Source organism: Streptomyces flavofungini, from assembly GCF_030388665.1.
In the GTDB taxonomy this organism is placed as follows: domain Bacteria; phylum Actinomycetota; class Actinomycetes; order Streptomycetales; family Streptomycetaceae; genus Streptomyces; species Streptomyces flavofungini_A.
Genome location: NZ_CP128846.1, coordinates 2,123,291 through 2,141,244, shown reverse-complemented (window position 1 = coordinate 2,141,244; position 17,954 = coordinate 2,123,291). Strand labels below are relative to the sequence as shown.

The window sequence follows — 17,954 nt, the reverse complement described above, 5'->3', positions numbered from 1 at the left end:
GTGCGGGTGACTGGGCCGGAGGCGTTCAGGTGCCCGGAAGCACTGCGGAGGGGCTCTGAGAGAGTGGGGGCATGCGCGCAGCGGACACACGGACGAGCCAGCACCCCTCCGCCCCCGACGGCCCCCCGGGCGGCCTCGGCCACGTCGTCGTCATCGGTGGCGGCATCGCGGGTCTCGCCGCCGCGCACCGACTCCTCGACGCCGGAGCGCGCGTCACCGTCCTCGAGGCCTCCGACCGGCTCGGCGGGAAGCTGCGCGCGGGCGAGATCGCGGGCGTACACGTCGACCTCGGCGCCGAGTCCATGCTGGCCCGCAGGCCGGAGGCGGTCGGTCTGGCCCGCGAGGTGGGCCTCGGCGACCGGCTTCAGGCACCGGCGACGGCGAGCGCCGCGATCTGGACCCGCGGCGCGCTGCGGCCCATGCCCAAGGGGCACGTCATGGGCGTGCCCGGCGACGCGTCCGCCGTCGCCGGGGTGCTCTCCGACGAGGGCCTGCGCCGTATCGGGCGGGACCGCGAACTGCCGCCCACCGAGGTCGGTGACGACGTCGCGGTCGGGGAGTACGTCGCCCGCCGGGTCGGCCGCGAGGTCGTGGACCGCCTGGTGGAGCCCCTGCTCGGCGGGGTGTACGCCGGGGACGCGTACCGCATCTCGATGCGCTCCGCCGTCCCGCAGCTCTTCGAGGCCGCCCGCACCCACACCTCCCTCACCGAGGGCGTCCGCGACCTCCAGGCCCGCGCCGCCGGGAACCAGCAGCAGGGCCCCGTCTTCATGGGCATCGACGGCGGCGTCGGCCGACTGCCGCTCGCCGTCGCGGAGTCGGTGCGGGCGCGGGGCGGCGAGATCCTCCTGAAGAGCGCCGTCCACGGGCTGCGCCGGGTCGAGGACGGCTGGGAGGTGTACGTCGACGACTGGGACCTGGAGGCCGACGCCGTCGTCCTCGCCGTGCCCGCCCCGCACGCCGCCCGTCTCCTGGAGCACGACGTCCCCGGCGCCGCCGCCGAGCTGCGCGCCGTCGAGTACGCCTCCATGGCGCTGATCACCCTCGCCTACCGCAGGGCCGACGTGGGCGCGCTGCCCGAGGGGAGCGGGTTCCTGGTGCCGCCCGTGGACGGGCGGACCATCAAGGCGTCGACGTTCGCGAGCCAGAAGTGGGGGTGGATCGCGGACCAGGACCCGGAGCTGTTCGTGCTGCGCACGTCCGTGGGGCGGTACGGCGACGAGAAGGACCTGGGCCGCCCGGACGACGAGCTGGTCGACGTGTCGCGGGGGGATCTGCGCGCCGCCACCGGCCTCGACGCGGCGCCCGTCGCCTCGGCCGTCACCCGCTGGGACAGCGGCCTGCCGCAGTACCCCGTGGGCCACCACGCGCGCGTGGCCCGCGTCCGCGAGCACGTGGGGCGGATGCCGGGCCTCGCGGTCTGCGGGGCCGCGTACGACGGAGTGGGCATCCCCGCCTGCATCGCCAGCGCCAACGCGGCGGTGGACCGGCTGACGGGGGATGTCGGCGGCAAGACGGGGGATGTCGCAGGCAAGAGGGACAGCGCGCAGCGCTTCGGTTGAGGGTGGTGGTGGGCGACGGGCGGGCGTGCGCGAGCTCACCGCGAACCCGGTGCGGAGCCTGCGCGGCGGCGCGGGAGAATGGCCGCATGAGTGACGACGCCCCCGCCAAGATCCCGAACGCCGGCAAGAAGGCCAAGGACCTCAACGAGGTCATCCGCTACACCCTGTGGTCCGTCTTCAAGCTGCGCGACGTCCTGCCCGAGAGCCGCCTCGGGTACGCCGACGAGGTCCAGGAGCTGTTCGACAAGCTCGCGGCCCGTGACATCACCGTCCGCGGCACCTACGACGTGTCCGGCCTGCGCGCCGACGCCGACGTCATGATCTGGTGGCACGCGGAGACCGCCGACGAGCTCCAGGAGGCGTACAACCTCTTCCGGCGCACCAAGCTCGGCCGCGCCCTGGAGCCGGTCTGGTCGAACATGGCGCTGCACCGCCCCGCCGAGTTCAACAAGTCGCACATCCCGGCGTTCCTCGCCGACGAGACGCCCCGCGACTACGTCTCGGTGTACCCCTTCGTGCGCTCCTACGACTGGTACCTGCTGCCCGACGAGGACCGCCGCCGCATGCTCGCCGACCACGGCAAGATGGCCCGCGGCTTCCCCGACGTGCGCGCCAACACGGTCGCCTCGTTCTCCCTCGGCGACTACGAGTGGCTGCTGGCCTTCGAGGCCGACGAGCTGTACCGCATCGTCGACCTCATGCGGCACCTGCGCGCCTCCGAGGCCCGCATGCACGTCCGCGAGGAGGTCCCGTTCTTCACCGGCCGCCGCAAGTCCGTGGCGGACCTCGTGGCGGGCCTCGCCTGAGCCGAAATCCGGTTGCCGCGCCCGCCGCGCGGAGGGTTTCATCGAGAGGTCGAACCTCTGCCTGAGAGGTCGAACGACCCTTCAGTCGAACCCCTCTGATGGAAGCCGGTGTTGTATGCCCAGGGCCCTGCGGAATCTCTCGAGTTCACCCCGTTCCGCATCGCTCAGGAGTTCTCTCTCCCATGTCACGCAACACCTCGCGGCGGGCGCGCACTGAAGCTCGCGCCCAGTCCTTCCGCTGCCTGCAGTGCGGTCTCGACGTGTCGATGACCGCACCGGGCACCGACCACCGCAACCACTGCCCGAACTGCCTGTGGAGCCGTCACCTCGACGACACCCCGGGCGACCGGGCGGCGGACTGCGGAGCCAGGATGGAACCCCTCGCCATCTCCGTACGAGGAGACGGCGAGTGGGTCCTCGTCCACCGCTGCACCCACTGTGGCGTACTGCATGCCAACCGCACCGCCGGCGATGACAACGTCCTGCCGCTGACGCGGCTGGCGGTGCGTCCGTTGGCCCAGCCGCCGTTCCCGCTGGAGCGCCTGGGGGCGCTCTGACGCCTAGAGCGGCTTGGGAAGACCCGCCGCCCGTCCCGTCGACAGCGGCTTCGGTTCCGGGTGCGGCGCGCACGACGCGCGCCGCACCGGGAGCTCGCCCTCCAGGAGATACGCCTCCGTGTGGCCGTTGACGCAGGCGTTCGGGCCGCCCGCGATGCCGTGCGTGCCCGCGTCCTTCTCGGTCACGAGGACCGAACCCGCGAGCCGGTGGTGCAGTTCGAGAGCGCCCTCGTACGGCGTCGCCGCGTCCCGCTCGGCGGCCAGGATCAGGGTCGGGGGCAGCGCGCCCGGGGCGGTGCGCACGTCCAGGGGCTGCTGGCGCGGCGCGGGCCAGTAGGCGCACGGCAGGTTCATCCAGGCGTTGTCCCAGGTCTCGAACGGGGCGATGCGCGCGAGGGCGGAGTTGTCGCGGTCCCAGGTGGGGAAGTCGGTGGGCCAGGCGGCGTCGTTGCACTCGACGGCCGTGTAGACGGCGTTGCCGTTCTCGTCCTCGGCGGCCGCCGCCGGATGCGGCGCGGCCTGCTGGATCAGCGGCTGCGGGTTGCCCTTCAGATACTGTGAGAGGGCCGTCGCCCGCATCGGCCAGTAGTCGTCGTAGTACGCGGCCCGCAGGAACGCCGCCCGCAGCTGCGAGGAGCCGACCTTGCCGCCCGCGGGCTTGTGCGTCAGCTCGGCGCGGACGGTCTCGTAGGAGCGCTGCACCTCCTCGGGCGTGGTGCCCAGGCGGTACGTCTTGTGGTGCTTGGCGACCCAGGTGCGGAAGTCCGCCCAGCGTCGCTCGAAGGCGAAGGACTGGTCCAGGTTGTTGGCGTACCAGATCTGGTCCGGGGACGGGTTGACCGCCGAGTCGAAGACCATGCGGCGCACGTGCCCGGGGAACAGCGTCGCGTAGACGGAGCCGATGTAGGTGCCGTACGAGGCGCCCATGAACGTCAGCTTCCGCTCGCCGAGCGCGGCGCGGAGGACGTCCAGGTCCCGGGCGTTGTTGAGGGTGGTGTAGTGCCGCAGGTCCGGGCCCGCGTGCCGGGCGCAGCCGCGTGCGTAGGCCTTCGCCCGCGCGATGCGCTCCGCCTTGTACGAGGCGTCGGGGTGCGTCGGCGAGTTGGTGGGCGCCTTGGTGAACTGCTCGGGGTCCTGGCAGGACAGCGGCGCGGAGCGGCCCACCCCGCGCGGGGCGTAGCCGACGAGGTCGTACGCCGCCGCGATGCGCCGCCACTCCGGCATCGGGCCGACCATCGGGAAGTACATCCCGGACGCGCCCGGGCCGCCCGGGTTGAAGACGAGCGCGCCCTGCCGCGACACCACGGCCCGGCCCGACTTCCCGGTGGCCTCGACGCGGCTGACGGTGAGCCGGATCTGCTTGCCGTCGGGGTGGGCGTAGTCGAGGGGGACGGCGACCGTGCCGCACTCCACGGACGGCGGCAGGTTCTCCACCCGCGGGCAGGGGCCGAAGTCGATGCCGGCGATCTGGGCGCGCTGGGCGGCGAGGGCGGTGCCGAGGGTCTCGGAGGAGGGGGTGGCCAAGGCGCCGGAGAGGGGGGCGGCGCTCGCGGGGGCCGCGGCGAGGGCGGTCAGGGCGAGGGAGCCGATGGTGCCGACGGCTCTGACGGCTCTGTACCGGGCGGCGGCGGTTGCTGGTGCTCTCATCGCTGTTCTGTGTCCCTTTCGCGGCGCGGGCCCAAGTGATCGCGTAAATCGCAAAATCACAACAAAAGGGATACTTAGTTCGAAGGGCGGCAAAGTCCAGCACCGGCCCGCGGGCGTCGCGAGTCGCGCCCCAATGGCCCCTCGAACCGGCCGCGCGCAGCCCTACGGCCGGGCGTCGCGGTACCCGTCGAGGTTCGGGTCCCGGTGGGAGAGCGCGGCGCGCAGCGCCGGGTCCTCCAGGGCGCGCAGGCCCCGCACGGCCACCGACGTCAGGTCGTCCCGCGAGGGCAGCGCGCCGAGCAGCCGCCGCCCCGCCGGGGACGCCCAGCGCGTGGTCGGCACCTCGAAGCGGGCGATGGCCAGGCAGCTCACGGTGAGGAAGAACGGCAGCGCGAACCAGACCGCGACCGGCAGCTCCCCCTCCCGACCCTCGGCGGGAAGCAGCGTCGCGCACGCCCCGAGGACCACGACGGCGACCGCGGCCGCCCGCACCTGCCGCGCCGCGCCCGCGATCCCCGACCACATCCCGTCCGGCACCGCGAGTCCCGCCGCGACCAGCCGGTCCGCGAGCGCCCGCACCCCGTCACCGGCCGCCGCGGCCGTGCGCACCGGCGCGATCCGCGACTGCCCGGCCGGACCTATCGCCCCGAGCACCGACCGCTCCAGGTCGTCCCCGGGCACCGGATCCACCACGGTCGCCCATCCCGTGTGCGCGAGCAGGAGCCGCCGCCCCCGCGCCATCGAGAGCAGTGCCACGTCGACGACCCGGCCGGGCCCGCCCGACAGGAACGCCGCCTCGTACAGCGTCAGACGCCGTCCCTCGTGCGCCCCGCGCGGCTCACTGGCCGCGGCCCGCACGGCCGCCACGCAGAGTCGGCCGCAGGACAGCGCGGCGAGAGCACAGGCGAGGAGCAGCAGCGGGACCCAGAACATGCCGGATTTCTATGTGAAGGAGCTGTGACGCCGCTACCGGTATTCCACGATGTGGACGCCCCCGCCGCACTGGCTGTCCCGCCGGTCCGGCCCCACCGTCCTGCCTCAGTCGCGCAGTCCGGGCGCGGGCCGTGAGACGGCGGGGGGCAGGGAGTACGTGGGAGTCGGGGACACCGGTGCCGCGGGGGGCGGGGAGTCCTGGGGGCCGGGGGGCGCGGGGGAGCGGTCCGGTGGCGGGGTCGTGGACGTGGCGGCGTCGCGGGCCAGGCCGTCGAAGTCGACGAGGCCCGTCCCCTCCAGGACCTTGATGTGGTCGAGGACCGTGGTGTTCGCGTCGTCGGCGAGTGCGCGCACCTGGGAGTTGCGGGTGGTGGCGCGGACCTCCGCCACCAGCGAGAAGACCGTGCCGTGCGCGCGCCGCAGGATGTTCGCGAACTTCACGTCGTACGCCGTGCCGCGCTCCGCGCTCAGCTCCGCGAGCCAGCGCCGCTGCTGGGCGCTGGGCTGGCTGGGCAGTTCGAGCCGCAGCGCCGCCGCCACCTCGCGCACCCGCGCGTCCAGGAACGTGTGCCCCTCGACCAGGTGCTTGCCCGCGACGTGCACGGCCCGGGTGGTGCCGCGCTCCCCGGCCTGCTGGCCCGCGGGCAGCTCCCACAGGCCCGCGAGCCGCACCTTGGTGATGAAGTCCCGGTCGAGCGCGGACAGCGGTCCGTAGTCGGTCGACACGGTCTGCGAGGTGAGCGCGTCGAGGCCGGTGCCCGAGCGGTCCTCGTACGACCACACGGGATAGACCAGCGCGGCCAGCGTGGCCACGAGCCCCGTGAGGACGAGACCGGTGCCGCTGATGATTCGGGAACGCATGACGCCTCCTGTCGCGCCACCGCACGCTAGTGCGCGGCGCGGGGGAGGCGTCCCGCATACCGGACGGAGTACGTCAACGGCTGTACGAAATGGGGCAGTTGGCTACGTCGCCGGGGCGGGGTCGGCGTCCACGCCTGCGTGGCCGGGGGTGCGCCGCCGCGCCTTGCGCAGCGCGATCCGGGCCGCCCGGGTGCGCAGCCAGCGGGTGAGGGGGCGCCCGTCGAGCGGCTTCGGGCCCGAGCGCTCCAGCCACCAGGCCGTCAGCTCGCCCCGCGCCGCCGCGTCCTCGGGCCGCCCGGCGAGCAGCAGGTGCTCGGCGAAGTCCAGCGCGTCCTGGCGGTAGCCGCCCGTCATGGGGCGGGTGCGGGCGTAGCCGAGGAAGTCCGCGCGGTACGTCTCGCCGACGATCCACGGGAGTTCGGGGGCGACCTTCGCCACCACGTCGGCCCGCTTGGCGGCCAGCGCCCGGCTCTGCACCCTCAGGCGTGCCCCGTCGAAGCCCTCCGGCGCGGGGGTGCCGGCGACGAGGGCGGAGAGCAGGGCGGCCTGGGCGAGGGCGACGCGCTGGCGGGCTTCGGGGGTGGCGGCCGGCTCGGGCGCGGGCGTGGTGGGCGCGGGTCCGGCGGCCGGGTCCGGCGCGCGGTCCGGAGCTGGGGCCGCCGCCGGAAACGCCTCCGGGAGCGCCGCCGACGCCGTGGACGCCGTGGACGTGGTCGTCGCCGTCGCCACCGTGTCCCGGATCGCCGCCAGCTCCCGCTCCAGCTCGTCGCCCTCGGGGAAGTTCTCGTCCCGCTCCAGGAGCACCCCCGGCGGCCGGGTGCGCGCGGCGAGGTCGGCGAGGATGTCGAGGACGGGCCGGGGCACGGGGTGGGCGTGGCTGTCGTGCCAGACGCCGTCCCGCTCGAAGCCGCCCGCCACGTGGACGTACGCGATGGCCTCCACCGGCAGCTCGTCCAGGGCGCGGGCCGGGTCCTCGCCCCGGTTGACGTGGTTGGTGTGCAGGTTGGCGACGTCGATGAGCAGCCGGACGCCGGTCCGCTCCACCAGCTCGTACAGGAACTGCCCCTCCGTCATCTCCTCGCCGGGCCAGGAGATGAGGGCGGCGATGTTCTCGACGGCGAGCGGTACGGGCAGCGCGTCCTGGGCGATGCGGACGTTCTCGCACAGCACGGCGAGCGCGTCGCGGGTGCGCGGCACGGGCAGCAGGTGTCCCGCTTCGAGGTGCGGCGACGCGGTGAGGGCGCCACCGGCCCGTACGAAGGCGATGTGCTCGGTGACGAGCGGTGAGCCGAGTGCCTGCGCGCGCTCCGCGAGCGCGGTGAGCCGGGCCTCGTCCGGGCGCTCCGCGCCGCCGAGGCCGAGCGAGACGCCGTGCGGCACGACGGCCACGCCGCGCTCGCGCAGCCGCAGCAGCGAGTCGGGCAGGTGGCCCGGGCACACGTTCTCGGCGACGGCCTCGACCCAGTCGATGCCGGGCATGCGCTCGACGGCGTCGGCGATCTCCGGTCGCCATCCGATGCCGGTCCCCAGTTGGGTCGTCGTTCCTCGTGCGGTTACCGCTGTCTCCTGTGCCGCTGCTGTCTCCCGTACCGCTGTCGTCCCCCGTGCGGTCATCGTCGTTCCCCCTCCTTGCCGCTGGTCCTCCCCGGACGTTCACGTAGCCGTAGTCATGACCGCGCCAGACCGGGGTGAACCTTCTGATCAGGGGTTTCAGAGCTACATTTGAGGTTCGGGCCGATCGGTGTTGACGGTGCCCGGAGGGCCGGGGGAGGGCCGCGAGGTGCCGGAGACGTCGCCGGTGGGGCTCGCGGGGGCGGGCTGCGGGGGAGTGTCGCCGTCGGGCGGCGGGGGGCCGGTGGGGCTCGCGGTGGACTTGCCCGCGGTGTCGTTCGCGATGGCGTCGAAGTCGACGTAGCCGGTGCCCTCGAGCATCGTGATGTGGTCGAGGACGGTCTGGTTGGCGTCGGAGGCGAGCTGGCGCACGAGGGAGTTGCGGGTGGTGTCCCGGACCTGGGCGATGAGGGCGAAGACCTTGCCGTGCGAGACGCGCAGCAGGTTGGCGAACTTGCGCTGGTAGTCCTCGCCGCTCGCGTCGGTCAACTCCCGTAGCCAGCCCTGCTGCTGGGCGTTGGGCTGGTTCGGCAGCTCGACGCTCAGCTGTGAGGCGACACCCCGCACCCGCTGGTCGAGGTCGGTGTGGCCGACGATCAGATGGTCGCCCGCCTCCTTGACGGCCTTGCTCGGCGCGCGTTCCACGGCCTGCTGTCCGGCGGGTATCTCCCAGAGTCCGGCGAGGCGCACCTTCACGAGGAAGTCCCGGTCGGTGGCGGACAGCGGCCCCCAACGCGTCGACACGCTCCCGGCGTTGAGGTTCGCCTCGCCCGTGCCCGAGCGGTCGGCGTAGGACCATACCGGGAAGGCGAGGGCCCCCACGGTGACGACGAGGGCCGCGATGATCAGGGCCGTGCCGTTGATACGCCCCATGTGCCTGATGCGCTGCAAAGTGCCTCCCGAGTCGCATCCCGGCCGGGGCCGGGCCACTTGGTGGTACGGGAAGGTACGGGAGGGGCGGAGGCGATGTTCAGCGACGTGAAGGTTCTGTGACGGGGGTCACGTTCCGTGGGTGTGTGGGCGGGTGGTGCGCGGCCTCGGCGTTGTCAGTGCCGTCCACTAGGGTCCGGAAGGACGCGGGCCGCACGGGGAACGGGCCATGCGGGGAACGGCCCGTGCGTGAACGGGCCGCACGGGGACACCACACGGGGAAATGGGAGGGGCCATGACGCCTGCGGAGCCGATCGACCTGATCCGCCTTGAGGGCGAGGACAACAGCGTCGTCGTCAGGATCACCGGGAAGCGTCCCGCTCCGGGACGCCCCGGAATCGACGAACTCGTCGGCGAGATCCTCGTCGACACCGCCTTCGTCCGGGGCACGCTCGCCACGTCGGTGTCGCCGGAGGACCTCACGCAGTGGCGTGAGACCCTCGACGCCCTGGACGGCGGCGACGACAGCGCCTGGCGCGAGGGTGGCCGCGCCCCCGAACTCCTCGTCGAACTCGACCCGGACGGCGAGCGCGCCCACGTCACGATCGCCGACCACACGATGTCCCTGACCACGGTCACGGCGACCGTCACGCTCACCGACGAGTGGTTCGACGAGGCGTACGACCGGCTGGACGCGACGCTGCGGGCGTGGCCGGTGGAGGGGGCGCTGCAAGGGTGAGGCGCGGGCGGCCGTGTCACGGCTCGGCCACGATGCGTGCGCACGCCACCACCGCCGTTCACACATCCTCCACAATCGGACGTCTACGCACCGTCCTTGGGGGGACTGCACATGAACGTCGAAACGGCTGACAGCGGCGCGGACGCCAGAGGTGACGCCGGAGCCGCCTCGCGCACCGGCATCGCGGTCAGGAGCACCCTGTTCGCCGCGGCCGCGGTGCTCGCGCTCGGCACCGCGCTCACCGCCTGCGGCGACGGCGACAAGCCGCGCCCCGCCGTGACGGTCACCAAGACCGTCACGGCGGACGACGCGCCCGCCGGCTCGGAGGGATCGGACTCCGAACCGTCGCCCGACGCCGAGTCCGAGCCCGGCGCGGCCACCGACTCCAAGGACGACACCCACGGGCTCACCGGCACCGCGGTCTACGAGAACAAGAACGAGGTGTCGCTGTCCGGCTTCTCCCGCGGCGTCTCGGGCCCGTACGCCTCACCGGAGCGCACTCCGTACGTCAAGTTCACCCTGAGGCTCAAGAACGGCACGGACAAGGTCATCGACATGAGCGCGCTGTCGGTCCTGTGCCAGTACGGGGACGAGGCCAAGGACGGCGAGCAGATCTTCGACAGCGAGAACGGCCTGGACGGCCCGCCCCAGACCCATCTGCGCCCCGGCCGTTCCATCACGGCGACGCTGGGCTGCGAACTGCCCAAGTCGCAGAAGTACCTGCAGATCGAGGTCACACCGGACTTCGAGACGGAGGCGGCGATCTTCGGGGGGAAGGTGAAGTAGGGCGGGGCGGAGCTCAGGCGCGCCGCAGCGCCGGGTGGTCGGCCACCACCGTGCAGGAGCCGGGGGCGATCTCCGTGAAGCCCGCGTCGCGGACCACGGGGAGGCCGCTCGTGGTCAGTTCGGGCCAACGGGCCGCGGGGGCGGTGCGGACGGACAGGGGGAAGCCGGCCTCGCGCCAGGCCGTGCGGTCCCCGGCGGAGAGGTCCCACCAGGCCAGCTGGGCGCCGTGGCCCGCCTGGGCCATCGCCTTGCCCGCCGACATGGTGATGTCGGGGTTCAGCCAGAGGACGGGCGTGGCCGGGTCGGGGTCCCGCGGGGGCTCCGGGTCGTCCAGGTCCGTGCCGGAGACCTGGAGCCGGGCCAGGTCCTTGGGCCAGCCGTCGAGCGGCACCGGCGGATACACCCGCACCTCGGCCGACTTGCCCGTCACCGTGATGCCGTCCAGCGCCTCGGCCCGCCGCCACTCCGCGCCGCGCGCCCTGCGCACCACCTTGCGGATGCGGGCGTCCTGCCAGTCCCGCATCGCCCGCGCCCACTCTCCCTCGCCGAGCGCCCGCTCGTCGCTGAGGATCGTCAGGACCGCGCGGGCCGCCGTCTCCAGCGCGTCCGTACGGGCCGGGGCCGCGGACCGCTCGATCCGGGCCACCAGGGGCAGCACGAACTGCGGGGCCTCGTCGCGCGGTGTGCGCGCGACACGGAAGGGGCTGTCGGGGGCGGCACCCTCGGCGGCCCCGGTGTCCTGGGAAGCCTGCGATTGCGGGGAGTCGTCCGGGCGGGGCGTGTTGCTGGTCACCCGTCCAGTCTGCCAGGGCGGTGATCGCGGCTCCGGTGCGGCCCGCACCCCCGGATCCGGGCCCGCGCGAGGCCGTGCGCGAGGATGAGGCGCATGACCAGCGACCCCCTGCTGCGCCTCGACGCCGTCGGCCGCCGCTACGGCCTCCGCGGCCCGTGGGTGCTCCGGGACGTCGCCCTCGACGTGCGGGCCGGCGTCCACGTCGACCACGACCCGCGCCGCCTCGCGGGGCACGCCGACGAGACGTACGCGATCACGGGGACCGCCGTGAACCAGGTGGCGGGAAAGGGGAGTTCGGCCGGGGCGGCACCCGGACCGGGGGTGTCCCGCGGTCCCGTCGTCGTCATCGAGGCCCGCGGGCCCCACGGGACGCCGCCCCCGCTCCCCGAGACGGTGACCCGCGCCGACGGCACCGTCACCCCCGGCCCGGACGGTACCACCCGCCTGGCCGTCGCCGCGGCCCACTCGGACCTCGCCCTGCGCGCGCTCCTCACGGCCCACCCGCCATGGCACGTGGTGTCGGTGAACCGGAGGAAGGAGGGCGGGGCGGTCGGGGGCGCGGCAGCGGACGGCGACGGGCGGGGCGACGTACCGGGTGCTCGACGCGTACCGGCCGCCGGGCCCGGCGGCAGAGCCGCAGCCGAGCCCAGGCCCGAGCCCGGGCACCAGCACCAGCACCAGCACCAGCACCAGCACCAGCACCTGCTCAACGACGAGGACCTGCGCCGGTGATCGCCCTGCTGCGCTACCAGACCGCTCTCCTCCTGCGCTCCCAGCGCTGGCTCGCGCCGGTCGTCCTGTACGCCGCGTTCCTCGCCGTCGGCGTCCAGGGCGGGCAGCCCGTGCTCGACCTCACCACGTTCCTCGCCACGGCCGTCCTCGGCACGGCCGTCGGAGCCCTCACCAGCCGACCGTTGCTGCGCTCGCCCGGACGGGCCGTTCCTGCTCCCGCTCCTGCTCGCGCTCAGCCCGAGCAAGCCGTCCGCTGAGCCTCCTGCCACTCGCAGACCGGGCACAGCGTGATGCCACGGTGGGACTCCGGGTACTCCGTGGGCTCCCGGCACAGCACGCACTCCGCGAACGGGGGACCGGCCGCCGGGTGGGGGCCGGTCGTGGGGGCAGGGGCGCAGTACTCGTCGTCGTCCGCCATGAGGCGAGCCTAGGTTCCGTCCGGCGGGCCGGATGACCGGGCCCGCCCATCGACGGCCTCGGGCCCACCGGACGGCCTCGGGCCCACCGGGCAGCTTCCGGGCGCCGCGTCAGCCGAGGCCGATGAGGCGGAGGAGGGTCTGCGCGGGAGGGTCTGCGCGCGCACATCGCATCGGACACCACGTCACGCCGGTGCCGCCGCCGAGGGGCCGGAAGGGTGCGGTCAGGCCTGCGGGCGACGCCCCGCCGACCCGTCGGCTGCGGCCGACCGCACCTCCCGCGCGGTGCGCGCGGCCCCGATCTGCTCCGAGACCCGGACGAAGCGGAACCCGCGCTCGCGCAGCTTCGGGACGACCGTGCGCAGGGCACGCTCCGTCGCGGGGGCCGCGCTGCGCGTGCAGTGCAGGACGACGACCGAGCCGGGCCGCACCCCGTCGAGCACCTGCCGGGCCACCGCGTCGGGGTCCGTGGCGAACGCGTCGCCGCCCACCACGTCCCACTGCACGGCGGTCACCCCGGCCGGGGCGAGCGCGCGCAGCGCCCGCTGGTCGTAACAGCCGCCCGGGAAGCGGAAGTACGGCACCGGCCGCTCCACGCCTGCCGCGCGGAAGGCGGTGAAGGCGCGCTCCACGTCGGCGCGCATGCGGTGCGGGGCGACGCTGGGCAGGCCGTAGCAGTCGGGGGTGAAGGAGTAGTGGCTGTACGAGTGGTTGGCGACCTCGAAGAGGGGGTCGCGGCCGATGGCCCTGGCCTGCGCCGGGTACTCCTGCGCCCACCGGCCCGTCAGGAAGAACGTGGCCGGGACCTTCAGGCGGCGCAGGGTGTCGACCAGGGCCGGATTGTCGAAGCGCTCGCCCGCCCGGGCACGGGGGCCCTGACCGGCCGTCATGTCGGCGTCGAAGGTGAGGGCGACGGTGGGCGCCCCCTGCCGCGCGCGGGGGGCGTTCTTGAAGACCGGGGTGAGGCCCTGGGGGCCGGGGGCGAGGGTGGGCGGGGCCGCCTTCTCGGCGGGGGAGCTGTGGTGGGGGGCGGGTCGGTGGGGGTGCGACGCGGGTGTGGGGGACGAGGAGCAGGCGCTGAGGGTGGTCAGGGTCGCCGCAGCGAGGGCGATCAGGGAGGTGCGGGCGGCCCGCTGCTGTGCACGAGTGATCATGCGGCGAAGATAACTGTGCAAATAGGATTAATCGGGTAGGCGGGGCGTGCCCGAGGCCTGCCCGGAGCCTGCGCGCGACCTGCCTCAGGGCTGCGCACGACCTGCCTCACGCCCGCGCGAGGCATGAGCGCGGCCTGCGTACTGCCTCCGTACTGCCTGCGTACGCCCTGCGTACTGACTGCGTGAGGGGACGCCCGGCGGAAATCCGTGGGAGATGAGGGGAGGCGCGGGAGACAATGCGCGCCCAGCCCGGGAGCGTACGGAAAGGACGTGCCCCATGCCCGCCTCCCTCTACAACGTCGCCTTCGACTGCGTCGACGCGTACGGACTCGCGCGGTTCTGGAGCGAGGTGGTGGGCCATCCGCTGGACGAGGAGGACCGGCCGGGCGACCCCGCCGCCGTGATCGCGCTGCCCACCGGCCTGCATCTGTACTTCGAGAACGTCCCCGAGCCCAGGACCGTGAAGAACCGCGTGCACGTGTGCCTCCAGCCGGACGGCCCGCGCGACGAGGAGGTCGAGCGGCTGAAGGGGATCGGCGCGGTCGTGCTCGCCGACCGGCGCGAGCCCGACGGCACGGGGTGGGTCGTCTTCGCGGACCCGGAGGGCAATGAGTTCTGTGTGCTGCGCAGTGCGGCGGAGCGGGACCGGGGCGAGGCCGTGACCTGCGGTGGGGCCGGGGCGGAGTGAGACGGGCGGGGCGCGGCGGCGGACGGCGTTCGCGTGGGAAGTCCGGGTTTGCCAGGGGACGGCCGCTGTGGAATCGTCCTGAGGCCCTGACTTCCCCAGACGCTTCCCGGTCGCTCCGCGGCCCCGGGCCCCGCGCACCCGCGACCACGAGGAGTTGACGAGCCGTCGATGTCCGACCACACCGACATCACCTGGACCGAGGACATCCGGCCGACCAAGGCCCGGCGGGGACGCACGGCGGACACCGGTGACGGCGACGGCCACGCCGACGGCACTCCCACCGCCCCCACGGCCCCCACCAGCCTCACCCACACCGCCCCCTGGCACTCCGAGAGCGGCCTCCCCGCCCCCCGGCGCGTCATCGTCGCCGACGACCGGATGAAGGCCGACGCCGCCTACCGCCTGGTGTGCGAGGGCACCGCGCTGCTGTGGCGCGGGGACTACCAGGGCGCGCGGCAGCTCCTGCGTGCCCTCGGGCGGCGGCTCGACCGGCGGACTCCGAAGCCCGGGGCCACCCCGGCCGAGACGTTCCACCGGCACCGGCAGGCCCGCGGCCACCGGGCCAGGATCCTCGGCATGCTCCTCGTCGTCCTGGAGGACGACCACGGGCTCGCCCTGCGCCGCGCCCCCGACGTGCGGGCCGCCTGCACCGAGGCCTACGGCCCGCCCCGGCACCGCACGGTCGTGTCGCTGCGCGAGCTGCTCGGTGTGATCGGCGCCCACGAATGGCGCCGCAAGGGCGTGCCGATCCCGGCGCTCGACGCCCGCATCCACCCGCACTACGGCGTGTTCTCCCCGGTCAGGGGCGAGTACGTCGATCTCGTCGGCGACGCACCGCTGCCCGCCGCCGCCCAGGGCGCCCCCGCGGTCGCCTTCGACCTCGGCACCGGCACCGGCGTGCTCGCCGCCGTCCTCGCCCACCGCGGCCTGGGCCGGATCGTCGCCACCGACAGCAGTCCCCGCGCGCTCGCCTGCGCGCGCGACAACGTCGAACGGCTCGGCATCGGCGACCGCGTGGACGTCACCGACAGCGGGGACCTCTACCCGGCGGGCCGCGCCGCCCTCGTCGTCTGCAACCCGCCGTGGCTCCCGGCCCGCCCCACCTCCACCGTGGAACAAGGCGTGTACGACCCGGACAGCGCCATGCTGCGCGCCTTCCTCGACGGGCTCGCCGACCACCTGGAGCCGGGCGGCGAGGGCTGGCTGATCCTCTCCGACCTCGCCGAACACCTGGGCCTGCGGACCCGCGACGAACTGCTCGGCGCCTTCGACGCGGCCGGTCTCCGCGTCGTCGACCGCCTCGACGCCAAGCCCCGCCACCCCCGCGCGAGCGACACCACGGACCCCCTGCACACGGCCCGCGCCGCCGAGGTCACCTCCCTGTGGCGGCTCGCCCCGGCGGCCTGAACTGCAGGCAGAGTTCACGTCGACGGCAGGAGAGCCCGTAGGCCGGCGGGGTCTGGCCGCACGGCCGGGGAGCGTCCTACATGTCGTCGGGCAGGAGGTGGAATGCCTCGTGCCCGGTCAGTGGCCGGATCATGCGGAAGTGACGGTCGGACGTGAACATGACGGCGGTGCCGTAGGCGGCGGCCAGGGCCACGTTCATGGCGTCCGCCAGGCCGATTCCCTTGCCGCCGTCCGCGTCTTTGCAGCCGTCGGCGACGGCGATCGCGGTGTTCAGGTGGGCGGCGACGTCGGGGACTTCGAAGCGCCGCCGTGCGGCGTTGGTCTCGACGAACCGGGCTGCTGTGAGCGCCTGCCTGGCGCCGGAGCGCGCGCTGATCAGGTAGTCCAGTTCAGCGAGGACGAGCGGGGAGACGATCAGGTGCCCGATGGTGGCGAAGGCGCGCTTGTGTTCGGCGTGGCCGGTCATCTTCGGGTCCAGGAGCCGGACGAGGGCGTTCGTGTCGGCGATGGCGATGCTCAAGATCCCATGCCTTTCAGGATCTCCTCCATGTCGTCGTTGCTGAGATCGCCGCCTAGGTCCAGTTCGGGGATGTCGATGCTGTCTGCGATGGGGCCGGTGGGGTAGGGCGGGACTTCCGTCTCGCGGTAGGGGGCGATGGTGGCGACGGGGCGGCCGTTCTTGGTGACGGTGATGGTCTCGCCGCGCTCGGCGGCGGCAAGGATCTGCGAGGATCTCTGGTTGAACTCGCGCGCAGTCGTTTCCATGTACTACATGGTACTACTTGCGTGTGCTCCGCTGGCCCGAAGCGGGCTGTGGCCACCCCCTTCGCGCTTGGCCACAGCCCACACCTCTTCCGGTCGCCTGGCCCGATCGTGCGCCGGGGCAGGCGACGGCGCTATCTGTGCCGCGGTGCTACCGGTGCCAGGGGCCCGTCACGGCGAACGTGGTGCCGGGCGTGTAGCAGTTCACGTACATGGTGTCGTGGTCGGGGGAGAACGTGACGCCCGCGAACTCGCCCCACTCGGGCTCTTCGGGGGTGCCGGTGTTCTGGGCGTTGCGCGCCATCGCGTACACCTTGCCGCCGCGTGTCACGCCGTACACGTGCTGGGTGCCGCCGCCGTCCTCGCACACCATCAGACCGCCGCTGGGCGCGAGGCAGATGTTGTCCGGGGACTCGCCGGGGAGCTGGATGTCGGTGTCGGGGCCGAAGACGATCACGAGGGTGAGGCGGCGGCGCGCCGGGTCGTAGCGCCAGACCTGGCCGTAGTGGTCACCGGCGGAGCCCTCCGCGCTGCGCGCGTAGCTGGAGACGAAGTACACGCAGCGCCCGCCCCAGTAGCAGCCCTCCAGCTTCTGGGCGTGGGTGATGCCCTTCGGGCCGAAGTCCTGGTTGCGGATGGGCGTGCGGGCGGCGAGCGGGTCGGGTACGTCGGCCCATTCGACGCCGTCGAAGGTGGCGCCGGTCTCCTGGATCGCGGACAGGTCCGGCACGCCGGGCACGCGCATCGCCTGGAGCCGTCCGCCCGCGCGCAGCGAGCCCCTGCCGCCCTCGGGCTTGTCCGGCAGGAAGCGGTAGAACAGGCCGAACGGCTTCTGGAAGGCGTCCTCCGTCTCGTAGACGACACCGCGCCACGGGTCGACGGCGACCGCCTCGTGCTGGAAGCGCCCCATGGCGGTCAGCGGCACGGCTCCCGTGCGCCGCGGATCCACCGGGTCGACCTCGAAGACGAAGCCGTGGTCCTTGGTGTAGCCGTTCGTGCCGGCCTTGTCCTCGGTCTCCTCGCAGGTCAGCCAGGTGCCCCAAGGGGTCGGGCCGCCCGCGCAGTTGACGGCCGTACCGGCGATGGCCACGCGCTCGTCGACCACCCGGCCGTGCCGGTCGAGCCCGAGCGCCGTACAGCCGCCCTTGGCCATCGGGTCGTAGGTGAGGCCCTTGACCGTCGGGACGCCGAGCTTCGCGGTGACGCGGTTCTCGTGGTTGCGGACGAGGTGGACCCCGCCGCGGCGGCCACGGAAGGCGGCCATCCCGTCGTGGTTGCCGGGGACCTTGCCCTCGCCCGAGCGCAGTTCGTCGCCCTCGCGGGACAGGACCCGGTAGCGGAATCCTTTCGGCAGGTCGAGCAGGCCATCGGGGTCCGGTACGAGCGGGCCGTACCCGGCCTTGCCCTGGGTGGCCGCGGTGGCCGTGCCCGCGAACAGCTCCGACAGGGCGCCGGTGAAGGCGATGGACGCCCCCAGGGCTCCGGTGCCGGCGAGCACTTGACGTCTGGTCGTGGACGGCTTGGCGTCTGACATGGGGCAACCTCCTGCTGGCGGACAGGAACATGACCCGCACGTGTGTAGCACGCAGGCGCCCCGCGCACGAGGGTTTGGACACCCACGCGATGGACC

20 protein-coding genes are annotated in these 17,954 nt (G+C 73.9%); 9 read left to right on the top strand and 11 right to left on the bottom strand.

Translation table 11 applies throughout. The annotated features are described in order from the left end of the window. Positions 1-71 precede the first annotated feature (71 nt). The 3 genes from hemG (at position 72) to QUY26_RS08390 (ending at position 2,925) form a co-directional block, all read left to right on the top strand. On the top strand, positions 72-1,562 hold the full coding sequence (gene hemG / locus QUY26_RS08400) for a protoporphyrinogen oxidase (protein ID WP_289944654.1): 1,491 nt from the start codon (positions 72-74) through the stop codon (positions 1,560-1,562). Between the two features lie 86 nt (positions 1,563-1,648). Further along, on the top strand, positions 1,649-2,368 hold the full coding sequence (hemQ, locus tag QUY26_RS08395) for a hydrogen peroxide-dependent heme synthase (RefSeq protein ID WP_289944653.1): 720 nt from the start codon (positions 1,649-1,651) through the stop codon (positions 2,366-2,368). A gap of 182 nt (positions 2,369-2,550) precedes the next feature. Beyond that, complete coding sequence (locus QUY26_RS08390; protein ID WP_289944651.1) at positions 2,551-2,925, top strand: RNHCP domain-containing protein; 375 nt, start codon at positions 2,551-2,553, stop codon at positions 2,923-2,925. Positions 2,926-2,928: 3 nt separating this feature from the next. Here QUY26_RS08390 and QUY26_RS08385 read toward each other — a convergent pair whose 3' ends face one another. The 5 genes from QUY26_RS08385 to QUY26_RS08365 form a co-directional block, all read right to left on the bottom strand. Continuing rightward, the gene (locus QUY26_RS08385; protein ID WP_289944649.1) at positions 2,929-4,572 is read right to left on the bottom strand and encodes an alpha/beta hydrolase; all 1,644 of its coding nucleotides are present in this window, start codon (positions 4,570-4,572) and stop codon (positions 2,929-2,931) included. 162 nt (positions 4,573-4,734) lie between these two features. Beyond that, complete coding sequence (locus QUY26_RS08380) at positions 4,735-5,505, bottom strand: TIGR04222 domain-containing membrane protein (protein ID WP_289944647.1); 771 nt, start codon at positions 5,503-5,505, stop codon at positions 4,735-4,737. A 105-nt stretch (positions 5,506-5,610) separates the two neighbouring features. After that, positions 5,611-6,366: a DUF4142 domain-containing protein gene (locus QUY26_RS08375; protein ID WP_289944644.1), complete on the bottom strand. Its 756-nt coding sequence runs from the start codon at positions 6,364-6,366 to the stop codon at positions 5,611-5,613. 102 nt (positions 6,367-6,468) lie between these two features. After that, positions 6,469-7,845 carry a DUF692 domain-containing protein gene (locus tag QUY26_RS08370; protein WP_436840495.1) on the bottom strand — a complete coding sequence of 459 codons (1,377 nt, stop codon included), beginning with the start codon at positions 7,843-7,845 and terminating at the stop codon, positions 6,469-6,471. Between the two features lie 237 nt (positions 7,846-8,082). Next, the gene (locus QUY26_RS08365; RefSeq protein WP_289944640.1) at positions 8,083-8,850 is read right to left on the bottom strand and encodes a DUF4142 domain-containing protein; all 768 of its coding nucleotides are present in this window, start codon (positions 8,848-8,850) and stop codon (positions 8,083-8,085) included. 292 nt (positions 8,851-9,142) lie between these two features. Between QUY26_RS08365 and QUY26_RS08360 the strand changes: the two genes are divergently transcribed. Then, positions 9,143-9,586: a DUF5959 family protein gene (locus QUY26_RS08360; RefSeq protein ID WP_289944639.1), complete on the top strand. Its 444-nt coding sequence runs from the start codon at positions 9,143-9,145 to the stop codon at positions 9,584-9,586. Between the two features lie 111 nt (positions 9,587-9,697). Further along, positions 9,698-10,372 carry a hypothetical protein gene (locus QUY26_RS08355; protein ID WP_289944638.1) on the top strand — a complete coding sequence of 225 codons (675 nt, stop codon included), beginning with the start codon at positions 9,698-9,700 and terminating at the stop codon, positions 10,370-10,372. Between the two features lie 13 nt (positions 10,373-10,385). Here QUY26_RS08355 and QUY26_RS08350 read toward each other — a convergent pair whose 3' ends face one another. Continuing rightward, positions 10,386-11,165 (bottom strand): peptidyl-tRNA hydrolase, encoded by a 780-nt coding sequence (locus QUY26_RS08350; protein ID WP_289944637.1) that lies wholly within the window; start codon positions 11,163-11,165, stop codon positions 10,386-10,388. 93 nt (positions 11,166-11,258) lie between these two features. On the opposite strand from QUY26_RS08350, the gene QUY26_RS08345 reads away from it, so the two are divergent. Together QUY26_RS08345 and QUY26_RS08340 are read left to right on the top strand one after the other, a co-directional pair. Beyond that, positions 11,259-11,897, top strand: coding sequence for a hypothetical protein (locus QUY26_RS08345; RefSeq protein WP_289944636.1), 639 nt, complete (start codon positions 11,259-11,261; stop codon positions 11,895-11,897). After that, positions 11,894-12,154: a hypothetical protein gene (locus QUY26_RS08340; protein ID WP_289944634.1), complete on the top strand. Its 261-nt coding sequence runs from the start codon at positions 11,894-11,896 to the stop codon at positions 12,152-12,154. Before QUY26_RS08345 ends, QUY26_RS08340 begins: the two co-directional genes overlap by 4 nt. On the opposite strand, the gene QUY26_RS08335 is transcribed toward QUY26_RS08340, so the two are convergent. Both QUY26_RS08335 and QUY26_RS08330 read right to left on the bottom strand, forming a co-directional pair. Next, complete coding sequence (locus tag QUY26_RS08335; RefSeq protein WP_289944632.1) at positions 12,130-12,315, bottom strand: hypothetical protein; 186 nt, start codon at positions 12,313-12,315, stop codon at positions 12,130-12,132. The two genes, QUY26_RS08340 and QUY26_RS08335, sit on opposite strands and share 25 nt — an antisense overlap. 222 nt (positions 12,316-12,537) lie before the next feature. Then, positions 12,538-13,467, bottom strand: coding sequence for a polysaccharide deacetylase family protein (locus tag QUY26_RS08330; RefSeq protein WP_289944631.1), 930 nt, complete (start codon positions 13,465-13,467; stop codon positions 12,538-12,540). Between the two features lie 277 nt (positions 13,468-13,744). On the opposite strand from QUY26_RS08330, the gene QUY26_RS08325 reads away from it, so the two are divergent. Continuing rightward, complete coding sequence (locus QUY26_RS08325) at positions 13,745-14,155, top strand: VOC family protein (RefSeq protein WP_289944628.1); 411 nt, start codon at positions 13,745-13,747, stop codon at positions 14,153-14,155. 168 nt (positions 14,156-14,323) lie between these two features. After that, complete coding sequence (locus QUY26_RS08320) at positions 14,324-15,562, top strand: class I SAM-dependent methyltransferase (RefSeq protein ID WP_289944625.1); 1,239 nt, start codon at positions 14,324-14,326, stop codon at positions 15,560-15,562. Positions 15,563-15,638: 76 nt separating this feature from the next. Here QUY26_RS08320 and QUY26_RS08315 read toward each other — a convergent pair whose 3' ends face one another. From QUY26_RS08315 to QUY26_RS08305, 3 genes are all read right to left on the bottom strand, one after another. Further along, positions 15,639-16,082: a PIN domain-containing protein gene (locus QUY26_RS08315; RefSeq protein WP_354670674.1), complete on the bottom strand. Its 444-nt coding sequence runs from the start codon at positions 16,080-16,082 to the stop codon at positions 15,639-15,641. Beyond that, positions 16,079-16,327, bottom strand: a complete 249-nt coding sequence (locus tag QUY26_RS08310) for a type II toxin-antitoxin system Phd/YefM family antitoxin (protein ID WP_289944624.1) — start codon at positions 16,325-16,327, stop codon at positions 16,079-16,081. Before QUY26_RS08310 ends, QUY26_RS08315 begins: the two co-directional genes overlap by 4 nt. A 148-nt stretch (positions 16,328-16,475) precedes the next feature. Further along, on the bottom strand, positions 16,476-17,858 hold the full coding sequence (locus QUY26_RS08305) for an alkaline phosphatase PhoX (RefSeq protein WP_289944623.1): 1,383 nt from the start codon (positions 17,856-17,858) through the stop codon (positions 16,476-16,478). Between the last annotated feature and the right edge of the window lie 96 nt (positions 17,859-17,954).

Excerpts from the sequence above, each read along its gene's own strand:
- hemG (WP_289944654.1), top strand. The coding sequence starts at position 72 with ATGCGCGCAGCGGACACACGGACGAGCCAGCACCCCTCCGCCCCCGAC.
- hemQ (WP_289944653.1), top strand. The coding sequence starts at position 1,649 with ATGAGTGACGACGCCCCCGCCAAGATCCCGAACGCCGGCAAGAAGGCC.
- QUY26_RS08390 (WP_289944651.1), top strand. The coding sequence starts at position 2,551 with ATGTCACGCAACACCTCGCGGCGGGCGCGCACTGAAGCTCGCGCCCAG.
- QUY26_RS08385 (WP_289944649.1), bottom strand. The coding sequence starts at position 4,572 with ATGAGAGCACCAGCAACCGCCGCCGCCCGGTACAGAGCCGTCAGAGCC.
- QUY26_RS08380 (WP_289944647.1), bottom strand. The coding sequence starts at position 5,505 with ATGTTCTGGGTCCCGCTGCTGCTCCTCGCCTGTGCTCTCGCCGCGCTG.
- QUY26_RS08375 (WP_289944644.1), bottom strand. The coding sequence starts at position 6,366 with ATGCGTTCCCGAATCATCAGCGGCACCGGTCTCGTCCTCACGGGGCTC.
- QUY26_RS08370 (WP_436840495.1), bottom strand. The coding sequence starts at position 7,845 with ATGCCCGGCATCGACTGGGTCGAGGCCGTCGCCGAGAACGTGTGCCCG.
- QUY26_RS08365 (WP_289944640.1), bottom strand. The coding sequence starts at position 8,850 with ATGGGGCGTATCAACGGCACGGCCCTGATCATCGCGGCCCTCGTCGTC.
- QUY26_RS08360 (WP_289944639.1), top strand. The coding sequence starts at position 9,143 with ATGACGCCTGCGGAGCCGATCGACCTGATCCGCCTTGAGGGCGAGGAC.
- QUY26_RS08355 (WP_289944638.1), top strand. The coding sequence starts at position 9,698 with ATGAACGTCGAAACGGCTGACAGCGGCGCGGACGCCAGAGGTGACGCC.
- QUY26_RS08345 (WP_289944636.1), top strand. The coding sequence starts at position 11,259 with ATGACCAGCGACCCCCTGCTGCGCCTCGACGCCGTCGGCCGCCGCTAC.
- QUY26_RS08335 (WP_289944632.1), bottom strand. The coding sequence starts at position 12,315 with ATGGCGGACGACGACGAGTACTGCGCCCCTGCCCCCACGACCGGCCCC.
- QUY26_RS08330 (WP_289944631.1), bottom strand. The coding sequence starts at position 13,467 with ATGATCACTCGTGCACAGCAGCGGGCCGCCCGCACCTCCCTGATCGCC.
- QUY26_RS08325 (WP_289944628.1), top strand. The coding sequence starts at position 13,745 with ATGCCCGCCTCCCTCTACAACGTCGCCTTCGACTGCGTCGACGCGTAC.
- QUY26_RS08320 (WP_289944625.1), top strand. The coding sequence starts at position 14,324 with ATGTCCGACCACACCGACATCACCTGGACCGAGGACATCCGGCCGACC.
- QUY26_RS08310 (WP_289944624.1), bottom strand. The coding sequence starts at position 16,327 with ATGGAAACGACTGCGCGCGAGTTCAACCAGAGATCCTCGCAGATCCTT.
- QUY26_RS08305 (WP_289944623.1), bottom strand. The coding sequence starts at position 17,858 with ATGTCAGACGCCAAGCCGTCCACGACCAGACGTCAAGTGCTCGCCGGC.